The organism is Pedobacter sp. AK017 (assembly GCF_014200825.1).
Lineage (GTDB): Bacteria > Bacteroidota > Bacteroidia > Sphingobacteriales > Sphingobacteriaceae > Pedobacter > Pedobacter heparinus.
In genome coordinates this window covers 1-21935 of sequence record NZ_JACHCW010000026.1, presented here as the reverse complement: position 1 = coordinate 21935, position 21935 = coordinate 1, and the positions used below count along the sequence as shown (strand labels likewise).

The window sequence follows — 21935 nt, the reverse complement described above, 5'->3', positions numbered from 1 at the left end:
GATAAAAAAATTTTATTTCAATAAAGCCAATCCAACCGGAGAAACTTTAAGCATCACCACACCGTGATAAGGAACAGTCGTTGTGAATGGTCCACTATATTGCCCCAGGGATTTTTGCCGCCACACATCTCTGATCTGCCATTTTCCTTTCAGGCCTATTTTAGTAAAATCCAGTGCATATGGTTTTTCTTTTTCATCGCCCCAGCGAAAATAAGACTGGGGTGTTTCTCCATACCCGGCAGTGTTGAAAATACCTATACCATAAGCACCGTCTTCCAGTTGTTTTACCCAAACCTCTATGCCGGCCTCACGCAATAAAAGCCGGCCAGCTTTCCCAAGTGGATCCTGGTTAATGGCAATCACTTCATCATTGGTCAACAGGTTTAGTGTAAATGCATCCAGCTTCTCAATAGGGCAGCCAATCAACATGGGTGCGGCCAGCAAACTGAATATGCTAACATGGCTATACTGTTCATCTGCTGTTAATTTTGTAGGATGCATTACCGGACCCATTGCAACATCACCAACAATCATCATATCCGGATCGGCCCAATGTCCGGGGCCAGTATAGGCTGCCCATTTATCGATCGAGAATACCGTAGTGTACAAACTATTCCAGCTATCTTTAATATCAGGGCCGGTTCGGTACATATGTGAAAGGCGCATCCAGTCTTTCACTTTTTCAAAAGGTGAATTGTTGGATAAACTGAATACCACATCACGGCCTGATTTTTTCAGGGCATCGGCCATACGTTCCGTAGAATTTACATCTATCCGCCAGTCGTATTTTAAAAAGTCAAAGCCCCAGCTCGCCATTTGTCTGGCGTCTATTGTTTCAAACCTGTATTTTCCGATGTGCATAAAAGATTGCCTGTTCACTTTAATGCGCTCATGTGTTTCCCCTCCTGCCGGAAAATCAGAGGAGCCACCTACATACCCGCCATAACTGGAAACATAAGGTGTAGAATACAAACCAGCTTTTAAACCCAATGCATGTATCGCATCAACCATAGTTTTAAAGTCGGGAAACTTCTCATTCGGTTGTAAGGCGGTGTCTGGCCCGGTTCTCACTCCCTGCCAGCTGTCATCAATATTGATATAGTTCCAGCCATGGTCGCGTAAACCTTTATTTACCATAGCCTGGGCAGAAGCCATTACTTTTTCCCGGTCAATTTTAGTTTCCCACGAATTCCATCCATTCCAACCCAGTGGGGGTGTCAATGCAATGGTATCCCCAATTTTGATCACTAATTTTTGCTTCGCTTCACCGAGGTTATTTTTAGCCTTCAGCAGTACACTGTAGTTTCCTTTTTCTTTAACTACCCCGGTAATGATGCCGGTTGATGCAGATATGGATAATCCTTTGGGTAAACCAAGCGCCGAAAATTGCATAGGCCGCCTGCCCGTTGCTGCTATTGTGTATAAGACAGGATTGCCCGGACTTGCCCCAAATACTTTGGCCGAATTTATTTTAGGTGTTTGTTTGGGTAGCGGGGTCAGTATATATTTCTGGTCTGGATACCGCAGGTATCCGGGCAAATGCCCCTCTTTCATTTCCAGTTTGGCATTGATCCAGTTGGCATAGGTCCTTTTATTACCAACACCACCTACCTGATCCGTAACTAGTAGTCCAAGTTGTTTAATTCCGCTCAAATCTACCTCTACTTTCAGCGGCTCATCTCCAACCCTCCTTTCTTCGCTTTCAAACAATATTTTACCGTCGCCCAATACATAAAACCGCAGGGCTATGTCCTTATTGCCATGGTCATCAACTGCCGCCATTGCCGAAAAACGTATGGCCTGTTTAGAAAGGTCAAATTTAAGGATACTGATGCTTTGTGCCCCCAATCCCCTTAAATACTTAACACCCTTTACACACATGGTATCCTTACCATAGTTGGCTTTTACCTCCACCGGACGGATGCCGTCTGAAAAACTTTGGATAGGGAGGTCGTCCAGCCATACTACATGGTTTTGCGCAAAACTTAATAAAAATGAAAAGGTTAATAAAAGTGTAAAACATCCGGATATGAATTTATTCATGTTAGTTTGTTTGAAGTGTTAAATTTTCTACATCACCTTTTGCGGGCCGGGGCACAACTACGGTAAATAAATGGGTAGCTGCATCCTGGCTCAGTTTCCCTTTGCTGGATTTTATGCGCTGCAGGGAATAGCCCTGTAAGGTTACCGCTGGTTCCCCTTTGGCAAACAATACTTTTACCTGCAGTTTTTTTCCGACATCGATGATACCGGCAATGCGTTTTTTTCCCGTAGCCGTTATTTTTCCGGCATCTCCCAGAAAGGCAATTCCTGAAGCGGTGATGGGTGCCACAATGTAAAAGGCATACTTTTCTTCCGGCAAGTCTGCACTAAATCTTTTTCCTGCCTCCAGCACTTGCACCGTATGTTTTTGTGGATTAAATACGACCGATCGGCCTTTCATCGACAGTTCGGATAAACCAAAACTGAACTGGTTGATCTTAGTGGTATCGTTTCCAAATGCAAAAACATAGCCTGTTTTTATGTTACCATGTAGCGTGTGCGTGGCTGCTATTATAGGTTTTTCTTCCTTACGGGCCATTTGCACGTAATTCTGGTCCAGCGGCAATAATGGTTCGTCCGGCTTAACCAGCACACCATCGGCACGGCAGGCCATCAGGATATTTTTCTTGCTTTCTGTACCAATCAGGTCACCGGTGCCTACCGGACCTGCCGATAGCACAGATACAATCATATTGTCGATTTCAGAACTTTTAAAAACATCACTCCAGGGCCAGATGCCCATTTCATAAGCCAGCTGTGCAGTAAATAAAAAGTACATCCATCTTTTGGGCATAAAGCGATCTCCCGCTGTCCTGATGGTAGTCAGGTTATTGTATTTTACACCTTGCATAAAATACCTGGGCAAGCCCATGCAATATTGCAGGTTGATGCCCGCATCCTGCGCCGCCTTTGCCATATGATCTGTAAAAGCATTGGCCACATTGATATCCGATTTCATTTCCGGATTATTGGTATAGATGTAATTGATCCAGTCCTGCTCGTATACCGCTACTCCCGAACTTTTCAGATAGCCCATAATTTCTTTCCAGAAAGCCGGATCAATCGCTCCGATACCACTGATCTTAAACCGTTTGTGGTAAGGACTGGCACGATCAATCCAGCGGTTATGCGTTACCAGTGGCAGTCCCAGCTGCTGCTGAAAAGCAGCAAGCCCGTTCGGGAACAAAGCGGTGTCGGCTTTGTATTCCATTAAACCACCCGACCGGTTCCAGGGGCCTTCAGGAAATTCCGCTTTCTTTTTTGTGCCACCGGGTACATTGTGTACACTCGTAGTGGATTTCTGGTACCACCAGCTATCCAGCTGCATATAGCCCAATGGAATGCCCTCTTTTTTATAATGTTCTTTAAGGGCCAGCAGGGTACCATCATAACCTTTTGCCGGATCGTAATTGTAATAATAATCACCGCCTACATCGGTCCAGCAGCCAAAGTATTTGAGCACTACATCGGCATCATTTGCCGGAATTTTTCTGTGATAGGTTTTACGCAATGCGGCACCCCATTCGTCCCAGGTATTGCGTATACCCTTGCGCATCACCAGGATAGAAGAATGGGTAAAACCTGCGGGAAGCTTTTGTACTTCCGGATTAAGGCCACTCCTCACGTGGGTAGTACCGTCACCTGTCATCAGCGACACCATAAAATCCGATGCAGGCGATAAAATGGCAGCGTCGTTTTTACCATTGAAGAACAACCAGGGGGTAGATGTTTCCTCTAAAAAATACTGTGCCAGGGGAAATATCCGGTTATGATAACTGTAGTGGTACAAAGAGTCTGGCATGCGGGTAAAATCAGGAAAGGCCTCCGTAGACTGGCCATCTGCCCCCTTTGGGGTGGTTAAAGAAAACAACACGACCGGGCATCCTGCATACCAGCGGATACTACCCTTATACAGATTATTGCCTTCCCACTGAAAAGAGATATCGGTATATGTTCCAATAACGTCTTTTCCCTTTTCTTTTTTTAAACGATTTAGGGCCTTCCCTATACTGCCACTCATGGTCCATTTGAGGCTGGATGAGCTGACCGAATAATTTCCTGTTTTTGCATCAACCTGCACATAGATATCCTGTTTCGGCTGGGCTTGCGATGAAAAACTGATGCTTAGAAAGATCAGCAGCAACAGCACTGCCCCATATATCTTTAGCTGAACTATTTTTTTGATGAACTGCATAATGTCTTAATGTTTTGTTGATTGATGGGCCGATAACCTGATCATTACCACGCCATGGTGCCTGATGCCGGTGTTAAATGTTCCTTCAAATTCACCTAGGTTCTTTTGCCTCCATACATCACGTATGGTATATTTTCCCTTCAATCCTATTTTTTTCAGATCCAGGGTAAAGGATACAGGCTTTTCATCACCCCAGCGAAAATAAGACTGCGGCGTTTTGGTATATCCGTCGATGTTAAACAGGCCAATCGCATACTCCTTATTTTCCAGTTGTTTCAACCAGATCTGCACACCGTTTTCTTCTCCAACCAACCTTGCAGGCCTGCCCAGCGCGTCCTGGTTTACAGCAATCACTTCATCATTGGTCAGCAGGTTTAGCGTAAAGGCATCCAGTTGTTCTATAGGGCAGCCAATCAGCAGCGGGGCGGCCAGCAAACTGAATAAACTCACATGGCTATACTGTTCATCCGGAGTAAGCCTGGTTGGATGTAAAGGAGAACCGGTAGTCACATTGCCCAATATCATCATGTCCGGATCATTCCAATGCCCCGGTCCGCCATAAGGGCTCCATTTATCGAGTGTAAATGCACTTACGTAGAGGCTTAACCAGCTATCCCTGATATCCGGTCCTGTACGGTAACTATTGGTTAACCGTACCCAGTCTTTTACGTTGCTGAAAGGAGCCGAATTGGAAATGCTGTAAAAGATGTCTCTGCCCGAATTTTTCAGGGCTACCGACATGCGTTCTGCCGAAGGTACTTCTATCCGCCAGTCATATTTTAAATAATCAACTCCCCATTCCGCCATTTGCATGGCATCTTCTTTTTCGAAACTGTACTTGCCGATATAGCGGAAAGCTCTTTTATTGTCCCGCACAGCATCAGGGAAAAATCCATGCTCCAGGTTGGAAGAACCACCAGGATAACCCGCGTAACTGCTAATCCAGGGAGTGGAATAAACACCGAGTTTTAAGCCCAGGCTATGGATATAATCTGTCATTTGTTTAAAAGAAGGAAACTTTTCATTGGGCTGAATGGCATTGTATTTTCCACCTCTTTGCCCCTGCCAGGCATCATCGATATTGATGTAAGTCCAGCCATGATTGGCCAATCCCATTTTTACCATGGCATCTGCTGATGCCATTACTTTTTCCTGGTCAATTGCTCTTGCCCAGGAGTTCCACCCATTCCAGCCCATAGGTGGTGTCAATGCAATGGTATCCCCAATTTTTATCCTCAGCTGTTTAACAGACTCACCGGATGAATTTCTAGCTTTCAATGTTACGGTATACACCCCTCTCTCTAACACCTTACCTGTAATGATACCTGTCTTCGCATCAACCTGCAGCCCGTCCGGCAAATTGCTGGCTGAAAATACCAGGGGCCTTTCGCCGGTTGCAGCAATAGTATACAAAAATGGATTCCCCGGTCTGGCACCAAACACAGCCGCAGAATTGATCTTAGGTTGAGTTCCGGCAACAGGGGTTAAAATAATCCGTTCATCTGTATTGGGAATGTTGAGTGGCATCTGCTCATCTTTCATGATAAATTTAGCATCAGCCCAATTGGAGTAGGTTTTGGTTATACCCTGCTCAACAAGCACCAGCAAGCCCAAACGCTTAATTCCTGTTAAATTTACATTTAACCTTCTGGGTTGATCTCCCCATTTCATATCTCCGCTTTCAAAAAGAATTTTCCGGTCACCGATCACATAAAACCGATACGGCAAACCTTTCATCCCCATATCATCTACACCCACCACCGCTGAAAATGCTGAGGCGTTTCCATTCAGTAAAAAACTCAGCACACTGGTACCATTCACACCAACCCCTCTGCTGTAAGTGATGCCTTTCATACGGATCGCCTCACCGGAACCTGAAGTCTTTGCCAGCACTGCCGGAATCCCTTCCGAAAAAGTGCGGATACTTAAATCATCCATCCAGATGGTATTGTTTTTTTGTCCGTAAACCAGCGTGGTCCCCATCAAAACACAGCCTATACAACATAGAAGTACTTTAAACATTTGCTTCAGCTCCATTTTATCTATAATTTGTTTTTAAAATCCCTTTCGCTTCAGTAACCGGCATTTCCAGCTGTTGGAAACTGATGCCATCCGTATTGTTCAGTTGAATCACCGGCAGCTCTTTTACAGTCGGAATTTTCATGTTGCTGAGTTTCATTCCTTTCACATCATCCAGCACCATTGCAGGTCTGAAATCATTTTCCAGGTAACTTATTTTTACATTGATCATTTTTATACCTGCAGCATGCCGGATATAAAATCCCCAGGCAGGCAGTTCACCAAACATGGAGAACTCAGGATAGTTAGCCGGGTTTTCAGGAATTTCAGTGATCTTATCCAGGGGTATATAAGCGATATTTTTATTGGCCCTGCCACCATAGCTGATCTCTATATTTTCAAGGGTAACATCTTCTACAGGATAGCCCGGCAAACCTACAATCGAAGAAGGGATGAGGTTGTACGGCAAAAAGGGATGTCCGTAAATGTGAAAATTAGACGGACGTACTGGCATTTTATCAAAACCCGGACGAAGGTGATCCGGTGGTCCTTCAATCGGGTAACCCTGATCGGGTTTTAACAAAGGGGTCTCCACTTTTACATTCGCGATATAGATGCCTTTTAAACTGCCCACTACCCCATCTGTATTGCGGTGCCCGCGACGTATAAAAATGGCATTACCGGTATTTTTGGCCACCACGTGCTGAATGTCAATATTTTCCAAAAAACCACCATCTACCGATTCGAGTGCAATAGCAGACCGGTAAGTATCAAAGATGCTAAGATTACGGATCTTAAAATTGCGAAAGCCCCCGGAATTGCGGGTACCAAACTTCAGTCCGTTTGCGCTCGACCTTAAGGTACAATTGTCTACAAAAACATTCTCGCATGAGCTCTCTGGATTTTCAGATTTGAAACAAAGCGCATCATCAGAGGCATTGATGAAACAATTGGTTATCCTTACGTTTTTCGAATCGGTAATGTCCAGGCCATCATTGTTCCAATAGGCCGTACTTTGTACGGTAATACCATCAATAATTACTCCATTACATTCCCGGTAATCCTGTACCCAGTCTGTTGCATCTTTCAGGGTAACCCCCGTCACCTTTACATTGGTACAGGAAGTAAAGGTCAGGATCATTGTCCGTCCTATTCCCGGCCGTTTGTACAGCCAGCTCGAATCCTGCTTCATTTCCCCGCTCCGGAGTTTCTTAAAAATATCCAGCATCAGTTCCTGGCCCTGCCCATCAATGATCCCTTTGCCACTAATCGAAATGTTATTTTGATTTTTTGCGGACACGAGCGCTGGTCTTCCGTTATAGGCCCCATAATCAGCCCGGTCTGTAGACCCGAGCAGGCGGGCTCCCAGTTCCAGGTGCAGGTCGACACCAGATTTTAAGAACACCGGCCCCGACATAAAATTACCTGGCGGAACAATTACCCTTCCGCCGCCACCGGCAGCGGCTTTATCAATCAATTGCTGAATGACGGCAGCATTGTTGGTTTGCCCGTCGGCCACAGCTCCATTGGCCGTGATCAACTGGTCTTTTACCTGGCAGTTTGCAGAGATGGTGTATATCAATGAAAACAATAACACTAGTTTATATTTCATAACCTTTTATTTTTTAAATCCTTCAGGACTTTGTGTTTTACAATTTATTGATCAAAGGTGTAGCTGATCTTTTGCCGTCCGCAATGGTCATTTGCAGGATGCCGTTCTTTTTTTCCATATAAAAGTCTACCGGTTTCGAAAAGCTCAACACCAGCTGCCCGTTCCGGCTTAATGACTTACAACCGGCTGCTGCAAACTTTTTGACGCCTGTTTTTTTATCCGCAGCAAGAACCGCAAGCCCTTTATATTCGCCGGTATACTTATCGCCGTTAATGCGCAGGGCAAAGCTTGCAGTCCGACCCGTTCTCAGTGAATTCAGATCTGTAAAAACATAAGAGCCATCTTCGTTTTTACAACCGTCAGGCAAAAAGTTCTTTTTTAAACCAAGCCTGGAAAGCCCTTCAATCTGATACCCCCGCACTGTGGCTTTATCATAAATGGATTTGAACCTTGCAGCAATCAGCTTGCCTTTAAAGTCACGGTCGGCTTTCCCTTCAATCATCAGTTTGCCACCTTGTTTTTGATAAGCTTCCAGAAATTTCAAAACGGGTTCCCTTGCATATTGAGGATTCAGAAACAAGACCGCATCAAACTTATGTCCGTTCATCACCGGCTTGCCATCCTTGCCTATAGTTAAGGTCTGGTTTACAATTAAATCGGAAGGCACCAGGGCATTCAGATAACCTGCCTTCCAGATTTCAAGGGCTTTATTTTCTATCCCCAGCTGATCATTGATGTCGTATACGCCCCTCTCGGCATCATTTGGATACCAGTTGCTCAGCGCCTCCATACCAAAAATTACCAGCAGTTTTACCTCCGGCAACGATGGGTTAAATTTGTTTAACAAGCGCGCGCAGTTTTCAATTTTGTTGATGCTATCGATAGCTTCCGGGAATTCAAGATCAAACCGTAAGGGTCGCTTATCATTTAAGGCATGATAATGTGTGCGGATGCCATACCGCAGGTCATGGATGGCTTTTACAACTACAGGCGACAACTCCGCATCATAGTATTGGTTATACATGGCATTCATGGGGTGCGACATGGCCACGCCCATTTGTGTGGGCAAAAATGTTTTCTCATCCGTTTGTCCGTAAGCACGCGGGGCAGTCCACCAGCCAATTCCATTGGCCCATATTTCATCGTTGATCAGGCTATTGTGGTAAGTATTGTGGATGCCACTGAATATATTTTTACCAAATATTTCTCTCGATTTATGGAATACAGCTGTTTCAACCCTTAATGCACCCTTACGCATAAATTCCATATAGGCGTTGATTGCCGCTATTCTTACTTCAGGTTTTCCTTCAGGTGCATACCGGCCATCGAATAAGGTTTTGGCCAGGTCCTTCCTGGTTTCAGCTGCATATGCTTTCGCCATTGCAGTAGAATACCAGCGCCCCCTGAAGGGCTGGGCGGTTCGCTGGTCAAATATTCTTTCAATGAATTTGTTCCCATATTCATCCAGCGCAAACCCATCAAAAGGGATATCAGCAAAAGTGGTCATTGCTTCCGTAAAACCCTTGATCTCCACATCATCCCACATGCTGCTCTGGCTGCAATACTGCTGCGTCATGATGCAGGCAGTTTGTCCTTTTAAAGCTGCACCAGCCTTGATGCTGACCTGCACCGTTGCTTTATCGGGTAAAACAACTTCGCAGCTACTGCTGATGTCTTTCAATGTAGCCGGATCATAAAAGCCTTCGCCGGTTTTTTTAAATGCATACACCTTAAACAGGTCTGATTTTAGCAATCGGTCTGCAAAACGGATATACCTGGCTTTTGCGGTAAAAGAAGCACTGCCGCGCTCATCAAGGGTAACTTCGTTTTCAACAATCATCCGCTGCGAACCCTCCATCGTTTTATCTTTGTAATTTCCCCACAACTGCAAACCAACTTTTATTCCTTTCCGGTGCCCTTCGGCTACCAGTTGTTTAAAAAAAGGGTGCAGCAGTTTCAGATCATAAAAATCAGCACCCTCCCTTGCGGTTAAAAACAGCATGGTGTAATTACATTTGCTGGCAATGCTGTCTATATTGGCCAGGGCCTTTTTGGTATCAGCTATAAGCGCTGGTGTAATAAACCAATAGCCGATCTGCTCATGGTTTTCATTCGCAAATTTTTGAACATAACTTATCTTTTGTGATTGTGCGCACAGTATATTACTGAAACAAAACAGCACGATAAGTACAAATATTTTCTTCATCTTTATTCAGCTTTATTTTGCACGTTTTCCTTTGGGCGCTGCTTTTATTTTTTCCAATAAGGCGCTTAGTTCTTTTACTTTTTCAGGATACCGGCTATACAAATTTGTCTCTTCTTTAATGTCTGTATCCAGGTTGTACAATTGCCCCGCAGCTTGCCCTTCGGTGGCCTTAACTATTGAGGGTACCGAAAACCCTCCGGAGCCCAAACCGGCAATCAATTTCCAGGGGCCTTTCCGGATATCATAAAACCCTTTGGAAGAAATATTGACAATGGCCGGCTGTTCTGCAATCCCGGCAGCTTTACCAAGCAATACCGGTAAAATGGAATAGCTATCTTCCGTTTCAAACTGGGCAGCATGGTTACCAGTTAAATCGGCACAGGTGGCCATCAGGTTGGCAAGGGTGGTTGTTACATTACTAATGGTTCCTGCTTTTACTTTGCCGGGGTAACGCACAATAAAAGGAACCCTGTGGCCACCTTCATAAGCATCGCCTTTCATTCCCCTGAATGGCCCCGCAGCATGGTGGCCATATTGCTGCACAAAATCATCCCGCCAGTAAGGCCCGTTGTCGCTGGTAAATACCACTAAGGTATTTTTTGATAAGCCCAGGCTGTCCAATACCTGCAATATTTTACCTACTGCAGCATCAACTTCCTGTAAGTAATCACCATATTCCCCTGCCTGCGATTTACCCCGGTATTCGGCAGTAGGCATCCATGGGGTATGTGGTGCCGGCATAGGGAAATACAGGAAGAAAGGATTTTTTGTTGCAGCCTCTTTTTTAATAAAATCGGTGGCCTTATTGGTAAAGGCAGGCAATACACCGTAAAAATCAAATGAGGGACTTTTTAAGCCGGCCCTCCAGAAGGGGCCGGTATAGCCGCTGGCCAATTTATTGCCTGGTGTATAGCCTGTAAGCGGCTCTGTTAGCTGGTCATTCTCCAGATAGGCATATGGCGGCATGTCCAGAGAGGCAGGCAGCACATAGGAGTAATCAAAACCTTGTGTACGCGGGCCACGAACGGGTGCTCTTCCAAAATCTATCTGATCCGGATTCATTTCATCGGTAATGCCGTACAGCCTGTCTTTGTTAAAGGCCGGATTAATAGAATCTTTGAATGCTTCTTTTGGCATCCAATCCAATCCTAAATGCCATTTCCCAATTACCGCTGTGCGATAGGAGCTTGTTTTCAACAAACTGGCTACCGTTGGCAGGCCTTCTTCTATCAATGTTCTGCTATACCCTCTCAATACACCTACCGGAAGCCTGCTGCGCCAGGGGTAGCGACCGGTCAGAATAGAATAGCGCGAAGGCGTGCATACAGATGATGTGGTATGCGCATCTGTAAAGCGCATGCCCTGCTCGGCCAGTTTATCAATGTGGGGTGTATTTACTTTTGCACCTGCATTGTAAATTTTAATATCGCCATAGCCCAGATCATCAGCCAGAATATATACAATATTGGGCAGCTTCTTTTGTTGCTGGGCCTGCAATTTTGTTTTGCCAAACAAAACCAGGCAAACTGAAAAAGCAAATGCGGTTACCCAGGTACTATACTTCTGATAGGTTATTTTTTTCATATTCGGGATCTATTTATTGTACGGTAGACATAGATGGAGGCGCCATTTTTAAATTACTGCCCCATAATTTATTGGGCTGTGCGCCCATTTGCAAAATCAGCTGACCGCCCTTTACCAGGGTTTCATGTAAAAACCAGGGCTGATCTAAAGGTTTCCCATTGAGGCTGGCCGACTGGATGTATACATTTTTAGCACTGTTATTCTTAGTGCTGATCACAAATTGTTTACCGCTGTAATATTTCTGGTTCAGCTGGATGGTAACCTTGTCAAAGATGGGACTGGTAATTTCGTAAAACGGCTTTTCTGAAGTCCCGCCGTTAGTAGAGAACAAGCCAATTTTCATGAGTACGGCCAATGATCCCATCAGGCCCTGGTCCTCATCCCCACTGTACCCTTTTTGCGGCGAAATACCACTGTAAACAGAATCGATCAATTGCCTGGTCCAGTATTGGGTAAGCCATGGTTTACCGGCATAGTTAAACAGAAAAGGTGTTTGCATACAGGGCTGGTTGCCGTAGTTAATGTAAACCCTTCTGTTCAGTTCCTGGTCTTTAGGGTTTTCAGATTTACCCGAAACAAAACCATGCGTTCTTGCTTTGGTAAACGACTCATTTAATTTGCCGGTAAAAGCATCAGGTCCACCCATCAATCCGATCAGTCCCTTTACATCCTGTGGTACAAACCAGGAATATTGTGCCGCATTGCCCTCCACAAACCCATGCTCATATTTTAAAATATCAACCGGCTGGTTCCAGTTGCCAGTCCTGTCTTTTGTCCACATCCAGCCAATCTCTTTATTGAAAACATTTTTATAATTCAGGGCCCTTTTGTTAAACAAAAGAAAGTCATCGGTTTTACCCAAAGCTTTGGCCATTTGCGAAAGGGCATAATCCTGATAGGCATACTCAAGCGTTTGTGCAGTGCCGTCCTGGTGATAGCCGTACTTAATGCTGCTCAGCGGATACGGAACATAGCCCAGGCCTATATAATCTTCAATTCCGCCGCCTTTAAACGTGTTGTGCTCATAGCCGGCCTTGCTCATCATTCCGCCAGGAAAATGGTCTTTCCGCATCCCTTCATAAGCTTTATTTACGTCAAAACCACGGATACCTTTCATATAAGCACTTACAATAAATGGAGTCATTGTGGCCCCTGTCATCACATAAGTATAATTACCGCCCGAAGGGCCACGTGGAATTAAGCCGCCATTTTTATACATCTCTAAAAAAGAATTGATAAACGACTCCGTTACCTCCGGGTATACGAGGTGCCACAGGGTATTGAGCGACCATTGTGCACCCCAGAAAGAATCTGAATTGTAGGAGTTGAACAGTGGTTTGCCCTTGGCATCCAATGGCATTTGCCTGGCTACAGGTTTTGACCCGGTATTGTCGATATAAGTGCCACTTACATCACTTACGATACGTCTGCCTTGTAAGGCATGCCAAAGGTCGGTATAAAAACGCCTTTGGGCTGTCAGTGTGCCACCTTCTACTTCAATACGGCCAAGCCAGGCATTCCAGTCATTGGCAGATTCCTTTACGATGCGATCAAAATCCCAATGTGGCAATTCAGTCTGCAAATTTCGTTTCGCTTCTGCTGTACTTACATATGAAATGGCCACTTTCATTTTACGGACTTCATTTTCTGCAGTTTTAAAGCGGAGAAAAACGCCTGTATGCTCACCTTCAACCCGCTCTGTTAAGGAGAGGATCTTACCATTTTGCCAGCCATTAAAACTTTCGAAATCCTTGTCAAATTCGGCTATAAAAAATATGGTGATCGGTTTAGGCCTCCGTACCGTTGCAGCCATGGTTACGGCACCTTCAATAGAATGTGCACTTGTTCTTTTAACACTGGCCGATTGCGTACCGGATGAGCCGAGTACGGTTGTAAAATCAAATAAAATACTGGCAGACGGGGATTTTGGAAAACGATACCGGTGAAAACCAACCCTTGTGGTAGAAGTCAGCTCGGCCGTAATGCCATAATCTTTCAATACCACTTTATGATAGCCCGGTTTGGCTACCTCTTGCTGGTGCGAATAGGAAGAGCCATAAGCAGAAGGCCCCAGATGTCCTTTAAATTCGCCGGTAGTAGGCAATACAGGTATGCCCGATAGTTCCCAGCAGTGGATATGGCTAAAACATTTAATGGTATCCTCGTCATAACGGTAGCCAGAGTTCCAGGTACCATCCAGTTCCATATCCGGGCTCAGGTTAACCATACCAAAAGGCCTTGATGCAGAGCTGAAATAAAAAAATCTCGAATGGGAAGCATCTACCATGGGTTCAACCAGCGCTGTCTTTTCCAACGCAGGCCGGCTGGTATTTTGCGCGAAAACGCAGGCACTGGTTACCCATAAAATGCTTAAGGGTAAAAGGCATTTTTTTATACACATAATAATATTGTCAATTTTTAGGATTCAATAGCATGGTATAAAAAGGATTTATCCACATCAACGTGAACAATGCGAATAAATCCCTTTTTACAACATGTTTATCTTAATAACCCAGATTCTGAGACATGGCCGGGAACGACAGATCAATCTCACTTTGGGGGATCGGCCGCAGGTAATGCGTGTCCTTGATCGTATTGCTCTTTATCGCCCATGGATTGTATTTCAACACCCGCTCAATCAATTTTCCTGTTCTTTTTAAATCGAACCAGCGGTCATATTCGCCAAGCAGTTCACGGGCCCTTTCATCCAGAATAAGGTCGATGGAGATATTGGCCGGTGTAGCCCGGTAAGAAACGGTTTCCAGAGATCTGATATCGCCAGGGAATTTAGCGCATTTTGGATCCGCAGCAACTTTAGTACCCAGGGCCCGGTTAAGCACTTTATTATAATACACATCGGCAGTACCCAACTGACCGCCTGTAGCGCCTTTAACAATTGCCTCTGCAGCAATTAAATAAGCTTCGGCAGAGCGGAAAATAGATTCATTGAAAGTTCCGTATGCATCGCCATAAGGAATATTTGGCTGCCAGAACTTCCACATAATGGGTTCTCCCGACGGAAAACCACTTGCAGCCACACCATTTACAATATTATAGCCCCCTCCCCATTCGCTTCCGTTAATCACCGAATAGTTTCGGGTGCCACCAACATCTACACCTCTGTCTTTAAGTGCAGTTGCAGGATTATTCCATGGACGGTAGTACACTACCGTGTCACCACTTTTAATATTGATCTTAAGGTTGGGATCTAACAAGGGTAATGGCTTAAACCCTGTAACAGGTAGTAAGGCATAACCTACTTCTAAAAAATTATGGTCGTAACGGCTGTCATTTTGAGGGTCATAAAACCTGTAAGTAGCCGCTGCCAGCGGGTAAATAGGCTGTGAGCGGTTGTAATCACTTGTTCTGCCTTTAGTACCAGGAAAACTTTCAGCCGTACCACCAAAAACAGAATGCAGGTTATTACCTCCGGCAGCATCTACAGCAAAAGCCGGATCGGTTTTATTGGTCAGCACATCAGGGTTATACTGTACCGAAAAAACAATCTCCGCGTTTTTATCATTCTGGGCACCGGTGTATTGGGTAAGTGGGTTTTTGGACCGCACCGGAAACAAATCTTTATAATTTGCCGCCAGTGGATAGGCCGCAATGATCTTGTCCGCATATTGCAGTGCCGACGTAAAATCGGCATTGGAACCGCCAAGTGCATTTTTAAAATTCCAGCCACGGGTTAAATATACACGGGCCAGCAGGAACTGCGCAGCGCCTTTTGTGATGCGTCCGTAATTGGATGCTACCGGAGGAAGCTTTGACTCTGCATCCAGCAGATCAGCCAGAATCTGTTTATATACCTCTGCCGAAGCGATCCTTGTTGCTACTTTACTTGCACTTTGTGTTTCTGTTAAGGGCATCGGTACATCGCCCCATTGCTGCACCAGGTAAAAGAGCACCAGGGCCCTTAAAAATTTAGCTTCGGATACACGGGTACTTTTTAAGGTCTCATTCATGCCTGTAACGCCATCTGCCCTGCTGATTGCCGTATTTACCCGGCCAAGTTCTGTGTACAACAGCGTCCACAGCACCCTGAAATCATCCAGAGAAGAATTCAGGCCTGCGTCGTACTGGTTTAACGAGCCTGCATTGGGCGTTGTAGTTGCAAATTTCGGGTCATTGTAAGCACCCGGACTAAAAAGGTCGGTGCCTAGTAAAACCAGGCTCCGGGTTTGATGGATATTCCGCAGCAAAGGGTAACATGACCTCACCAGGTCCTCAAAGCCCGCTTCTGTTTTGTAATAAACATCTGTTGTGAGTGTAGAAACCGGCGTTTCATCGAGAAAAGAGTTTTTACATCCAGGTGCAACCAGCAACATTAATGAAATGGCCAGTATGGTATATTTTGTAGTGAATCTTGATTTCATTGTAGTCGATTTAAGTTAGAAACTGATGTTTACACCCAAAGAATAAATTGCCGATGGTACATCGTCCTGGTAAATAGCCGAATTAAATTCAGGATCAAAGCCGGTATACTTGGTAAAAATAAAAGGATTGGAAACCTGGGCATAGAACCTGGCATTGGCAATTTTATATTTACTCAGAAAATTCCTGGGCAAAGTATAACCTGCTGTGATGTCAGATATCCTTAAAAAACTTGCGTCCTGGTAGTTGATCGCACTTCTATATGGATTGGCTACATAAGGTGAAAAATAAGTATTGGAAGGATTGTCTTTGGTCCAGTAATCTAAAGAAGCCAGTGAATTGTAGCGGGTACCCAGTTCACCAAATGTTCCTGACAGGGTTGAATTGCTGTATTGTCCGCCATTCCTGTAATAAAGGAAGAAAGAAAGATCGAATTTCTTGTAATTGAAACGGTTGGTAACTCCCAGCAGCCAGTTTGGCAACTGCGTACCCAGTACTACCCGGTCATCAATATCACCGGAAGAAGAAATCTTATTGTCCTTGTTCTGATCAACCACACGCACAGAACCAGGTAGCTGCCCGTAAACTTTTGCCTGGTCCACATCGGCAAGCTGCCAGATGCCGGCAAACTGGTAATCGAAATTGGCACGGATGGGATAACCCACAAACAGTTTGTTTCCTTTATCAAAAGTCTGGCCTCCGCCATACAATTCCAGCAGCTTGTTGTTGTTTTTGGTAAAAGAAAACGTACTGTTCCATCCAAAGTCAGGCTTCATGATGTTCTGGGTATTTAAAGTGATCTCTACCCCCTTATTCTGGATTTTACCCACATTGGCAATTACCTCGGTAAACCCGGTTACAGTTGGCATTTTTTGATTCAGGATCAGATCCACTGTTTTTCTGTTGTAAATTTCAATCGCTGCAGTAATGCGGTTGTTGAAAAATCCCGCATCAATACCAATATTTAACTCTTTACTTCTTTCCCATTTCAAGCTCTTGTTACCAAGGTTGGCAGGTGCAAAGCCCATCGCTGCTGCACCATCAAAATCGTAACCTGTATTTAACAGGAGTGCCTGCGTACTGTATGGGTTTACCGTAGCATTACCTACCTCGCCATAGCTGCCCCTGAGTTTCAGGTTAGAGAATATATTGAGTTCTTTAATGAACTGTTCTTCGCTCATTCTCCAGGCCAGGGCAACAGATGGGAAAAATGCCCATTTATTGCCTGCTGCAAGTTGAGAAGCACCATCTGAACGGCCGGTAACTGTCAGTAAATATTTGTCATCGTATCCATAATTGATCCTGCCCATGAAAGAAAGGAGTGAGCGCTCTATCAGGTTACTGCTCCTTGCAGTAATCGTACCGGTATTTAAAGCATACCAGTAAGAAGTATAAGGCAGGTCTTTTACAGCAATACTGGTGGTCTCATCCCGCTGATAATAGGCACTATAAAGACCCGTAAAACCTATGGAATGTTTTCCAATATCCTTTTTGTAACTGAGGATATTGTCGAAAGTATAATTTGCCATCCCCTTGGTATCCAGCTGGGTCCTTGGCAAACTCCCGATCTGAGATTTCGACCAGGTACCACGCCAGTCCCCTATTTTGGCATTGCTGTAGGAAGCCGAAAGAGAACTCCTGAAAGACAAACCTTTAAGCAGCGACACTTCAACATAAGCATTGCCCAGGGCGGTAAGCGTCATTGTTTTAAGCAAAGATGTTTTGGGATCAATATCGGCAAGCGGGTTGGGTACCTGTTTATCATTGATACCCATCCATATGGCCAGTCCATCCACATTGATATCCGCATTCTGGCTTGGATTGGTCAGGTCTGCATAATAAGGTGTTCCGGTCGGACGTGCCCTGTATGCACCCCTTAATGATTCCTGTGAGCCCCAGTTCTGATCGCTATAGGTTACATAAGAAGTGAATCCGGCCTTCACATGCTCACCCAGTTTACTGTCCAGGCCGGCATTTAAATTGTAACGTTTATAACCGGTATATTTAACATTACCCTGTTCATTTAAATAACCACCCGAAAACCTGTAGGTAGTTTTATCCGTACCTCCGGACAAGCTCAGGTTATGACTGGTCTGAATACCATTATGGGTAATCAGATCGGCCCAGTCAGTGGTTCTTCCTGCATCAATGTTTGCGGTTTCGGCAATCGTAAAAACCGTTCCGGTAAGCCCTGCTGCAACCATATCTGTATAGGCAAGCTTATAAAATTGCGGTGTGGTCATCATTTCAGGCCCATGAGCCATCTTTTTCATGCCCACATAGGCATCATAACTTAACTTCAGCTCACCAGATACACCTTTCTTTGTGGTCACGATAACCACTCCATTTGCACCCCTTGCCCCGTAGATAGAGGTGGAAGAGGCATCTTTAAGGATATCCATAGATTGGATATCATTGGGGTTAAGGGTATTTAAGTCTCCGCCCATCAGTCCGTCAATCACGATCAGGGGCTGGGTAGAATTATTGATCGTATTTTCACCCCTGATGGTAATGTTATAGGGCGCACCCGGCCGGTTACTCGCTTTGGTTACCGTAGCGCCCGCAACTGTTCCCTGGATAGCTTTAGCAGCCAGCACCGGGTTAGACCTCACAATGTCTTTTGACTGGAGCGAAGAAAGTGCACCGGTAAGGTCTCGCTTTTTAACTTCACCATAGCCAACCACCACAATTTCATTCATCTCAATATTTGCTACACTAAGCGAAACACTCATATTGCCCTGCCCATCATAAACTACTTCCTTATTGGTATAGCCAATAAAACTAAAAACCAGCACATCCCCTTTTTTAGCTACCAGCTGAAATTTCCCGTCCGTATCCGTAACAGCTTTCCCGGTATTGTTTTTCACTTTAATGCTCACACCAGGCATAGGCATGTTCTTTTCATCAACTACCCTTCCGGTAACCCGGTCAAATACGGCTGGGGTTGACACACTTAAATCAGCCTGTTTCAATACGATGACCTGGTCTACTATCGTATAAGTCAGCGATTTATCTTCAAGCAATTGTTCCAGGGCCTGCTCCAGGGGAACATTTTTCAGAAAGACGGTGAGCTTTATCCGCGGATTGATCAGTTTATTGTCGTAAAAGAATTTGTAGCCGCTTTGCTTTTCAATAGACTTCACTATAGATGAAAAGGCCGCATTCTTTTCATTAAGGTTTATCCGTTGGGAAAACACCTTTGCAGATAAATGCAGACAGGTAATGGTTATTAAAATTACGGTTAGTTTCATAACCCTGATGGTTTGGCTCAGGGGCAAAATCCACAAAGGTGGGATTTTACCACATTGGTTTAATTTCATACTTTTGTACGGTTAGGTTAATGGTTTGATTTCTGTCAATAAGAATTTTAAGGTTAGCCTGACTTTTCCAGGTCCCGACGGCAATCGGGATCTGGTTTTATCTTTTCATTCCTATTGTAAGGAACTAGGGTAATCTTCGAAGGGTTCGTGTAGCTATTTTTCCATATGCATGAATTGGTTTATATTTGGTTATATTGGTTATTTAACGGTTAATGTTCTGCCCTCCAGTTTAAAGGTGAGCCCACTCAGTTCCAGAATTTTTAAAATCTTCATCAGGCTATATTTTCGGCTTACTTCTCCTACAAATTCATGGTCTTTAAGATTACCGGAAGCATACACTACATCTACATCATACCATCTTGATATCTGACGCATCAGCTGGGGCAAACTTGCGTTATCCAACAGGAAATACCCGTTTTTCCAGGCCATTACAGCAGCAATATCTGCCTCGCGTATTTTAAAACCTCCACCTTTTTCCTTAATTGTCCCCTGCTCTCCCGGTTTAAGAAAAGCCTCGTCATCTGCATGAACCAATTTTACAGCCCCCTCCAGTAATGTCGTCCTAACCGCTTTTTCGTCCGGATAGGCCATTATATTAAAGTGCGTTCCCAAAACAAGCACACTTGTTCCCTTTGCGTTCACTGTAAAAGGCATTTTCTCATTTTTAGAAACCTCAAAATATGCCTCACCACTCAGCTCTACATTACGCATTTCACCGGTAAATACTGTTGGGAATTTTAAGGAAGAAGCGTCATTTAGCCAGACCTTGGATCCATCGGACAGCAAAATCTGGTATTGTCCTCCATTTGGTGTACTGATGCTGTTATACTCCATGGCTGCATTCGCCTGATTTTTGGCGGGCCCCAAAACTTTATAAACCAATTGCCCGTCAGCTGCTTTAGTGATGGATATACCTGATCGTTTAACCAGATCACCATTGCTGGCATCGGTAAGCGATATTTTAGTACCATTGTTAAGTGTTAAGGTGGCTTTGTTCCCACCAGGGGGCCTGTCATGAATATGAACTGCTTTTGAATCCTGCTTTTTTGTGACGACGGCAGGATTGAGTTTATAAAAATAAAAACCTATTGAGACAGTGATCAGCAGAACTGCTGCAGCCGCATAGTTGAAAAGTGAATAAGATTTTTTCTGTTTTAAGGGGACTTCAATCGCTTCCGAGATGCTTGTATACATCTCCTTTTCAATTTTCTGTTTTTCTCCCATGGTCAAGGTATCCCAGTCTTCAGCTTTTTGAAAATGCATATAAAGTTGATTGTACTGGGCCAATTCTTCAGTCGTAGCTGAGCCAGATTCGATCTTTTCCAGAAGTTTAAACAGTTTTTCCTTTTCCATAATATTGGGCGACATATAAGTAAGGCGTTTTAAAGTACCTTAGCCCCCAAAGGAAAATAAAAAAAATATTTATGCTCAGATCAGCGGAAACCAGCAGCTCAGGTTACCCAAAGATCCTTTAAGTTTCTTAAGTGCAATGGTAATCTGGTTCTCTACTGTTTTTTCCGAAATACCCAGCTTTCTTGCAATCTCTTTATTACTGAGGTGTTCATTGCGGCTCATCTTGAAAATTTCCCCACATTTATCGGGAAGTGTGCCCACAAATTGGGTAATGAAGCTCTGCAATTCTTTTACCTGAATGTTTTCCTCTATCGTATAACTTTCCGGCAGGCTTTTAGCAATCTCTAAAAAATTCGCTTTCACCTTATCCTTCCTGATATAGCTGATCATTTTGTACTTCACTGCACTGAGCAGATAACTGTGTACAGTACTGATTAAGTTTATTGAATTCCGGTGTTCCCAAAACCAGATAAATATTTCCTGGCAAACATCCATGCAGATTTCCCTGTCCCGGCAAATATTAAATGCACTTTGATATAGTTTCTGCCAGTGACGCCGATAAAGCATTTCAAAGCCATGATGATCGTCCTTCCGAATCATTTCCATTAGTTCCTGATCTGAAAATACAAGGTGCTCCTGCATATTTGGTATGTTGCTCAGTGCAAGTTACAAAAATAGTCACGACTTTTTTATGCAATTAATTTACCCATGCGGAGAATATACAAATGCATCTAATAAAAATATTAAAATATTCGTCTTCAAAACAAATAAAAAAGCCGCCTTTTATAGGCGGCTTGTGTTTTTCTTAGGCGTTTTAGCTGGTCAATTTTGCAGCATCGCGCAAAGCCAATATCAGGTTGATTACTGCGGCATCAATTGGTATTTTTAGATCATATTAGTTATTTATCCTGGCTAATTATGCCAAATTTATTAGTTTTAATAGTGCAAACCATCATATTTAATCTACATGACCAACTATCCACAAATCCTGATCGATATCGAAACCCACAACGTCAGCGGTATCCAACATTATTTCAAAAATGGAGGCAGTCCGAATGACGTGCTGAACAACTTGCCCCTATTCACCACCATGGTAGAAATGTATAGCCGCGGGCCAAAATTTCACTTTTGCATACAGGCATTTATAAACGCGGGGCTCCAATTTGAAGACGAAGCCTTGCTGGCGGTTCTGGCGGACGATGCAATCAAGCTTGAAAATATCCTAAA

The 21935-nt window shown here is 44.2% G+C and carries 11 protein-coding genes and 1 pseudogene; 1 reads left to right on the top strand and 11 read right to left on the bottom strand.

The window, feature by feature from the left end:
- Positions 1-12: 12 nt before the first annotated feature.
- The 11 genes from HDC92_RS23790 to HDC92_RS23740 all read right to left on the bottom strand — a co-directional run bounded on the left by HDC92_RS23790 (position 13) and on the right by HDC92_RS23740 (position 21350).
- Positions 13-2043, bottom strand: a complete 2031-nt coding sequence (locus tag HDC92_RS23790; protein ID WP_183877381.1) for an NPCBM/NEW2 domain-containing protein — start codon at positions 2041-2043, stop codon at positions 13-15.
- Between the two features lies 1 nt (position 2044).
- Positions 2045-4237: a hypothetical protein gene (locus HDC92_RS23785; RefSeq protein WP_183877380.1), complete on the bottom strand. Its 2193-nt coding sequence runs from the start codon at positions 4235-4237 to the stop codon at positions 2045-2047.
- 6 nt (positions 4238-4243) lie between these two features.
- A complete protein-coding gene (locus HDC92_RS23780; RefSeq protein WP_255484665.1) occupies positions 4244-6274 on the bottom strand; it encodes an NPCBM/NEW2 domain-containing protein in 2031 nt (676 codons plus the stop codon).
- A 1-nt stretch (position 6275) separates the two neighbouring features.
- Entirely contained in the window at positions 6276-7868 is a 1593-nt protein-coding gene (locus tag HDC92_RS23775; RefSeq protein WP_183877379.1) for a glycoside hydrolase family 28 protein, read from the bottom strand.
- 37 nt (positions 7869-7905) lie between these two features.
- A complete protein-coding gene (locus HDC92_RS23770) occupies positions 7906-10074 on the bottom strand; it encodes a hypothetical protein (protein WP_183877378.1) in 2169 nt (722 codons plus the stop codon).
- A 12-nt stretch (positions 10075-10086) separates the two neighbouring features.
- Complete coding sequence (locus HDC92_RS23765) at positions 10087-11658, bottom strand: sulfatase family protein (RefSeq protein WP_183877377.1); 1572 nt, start codon at positions 11656-11658, stop codon at positions 10087-10089.
- Positions 11659-11671: 13 nt separating this feature from the next.
- Positions 11672-14059, bottom strand: coding sequence for a GH92 family glycosyl hydrolase (locus HDC92_RS23760; RefSeq protein WP_183877376.1), 2388 nt, complete (start codon positions 14057-14059; stop codon positions 11672-11674).
- A gap of 103 nt (positions 14060-14162) precedes the next feature.
- Entirely contained in the window at positions 14163-16037 is a 1875-nt protein-coding gene (locus tag HDC92_RS23755; protein ID WP_183877375.1) for a RagB/SusD family nutrient uptake outer membrane protein, read from the bottom strand.
- Positions 16038-16052: 15 nt separating this feature from the next.
- Positions 16053-19355, bottom strand: coding sequence for a TonB-dependent receptor (locus HDC92_RS23750; protein ID WP_255484664.1), 3303 nt, complete (start codon positions 19353-19355; stop codon positions 16053-16055).
- 198 nt (positions 19356-19553) lie between these two features.
- Positions 19554-20708 carry a FecR family protein gene (locus HDC92_RS23745; RefSeq protein ID WP_183877374.1) on the bottom strand — a complete coding sequence of 385 codons (1155 nt, stop codon included), beginning with the start codon at positions 20706-20708 and terminating at the stop codon, positions 19554-19556.
- 75 nt (positions 20709-20783) lie between these two features.
- On the bottom strand, positions 20784-21350 hold the full coding sequence (locus HDC92_RS23740) for an RNA polymerase sigma-70 factor (RefSeq protein ID WP_183877373.1): 567 nt from the start codon (positions 21348-21350) through the stop codon (positions 20784-20786).
- Between the two features lie 325 nt (positions 21351-21675).
- Between HDC92_RS23740 and HDC92_RS23735 the strand changes: the two are divergent.
- Positions 21676-21935, top strand: a pseudogene (locus tag HDC92_RS23735) (ankyrin repeat domain-containing protein); the annotation flags it as partial.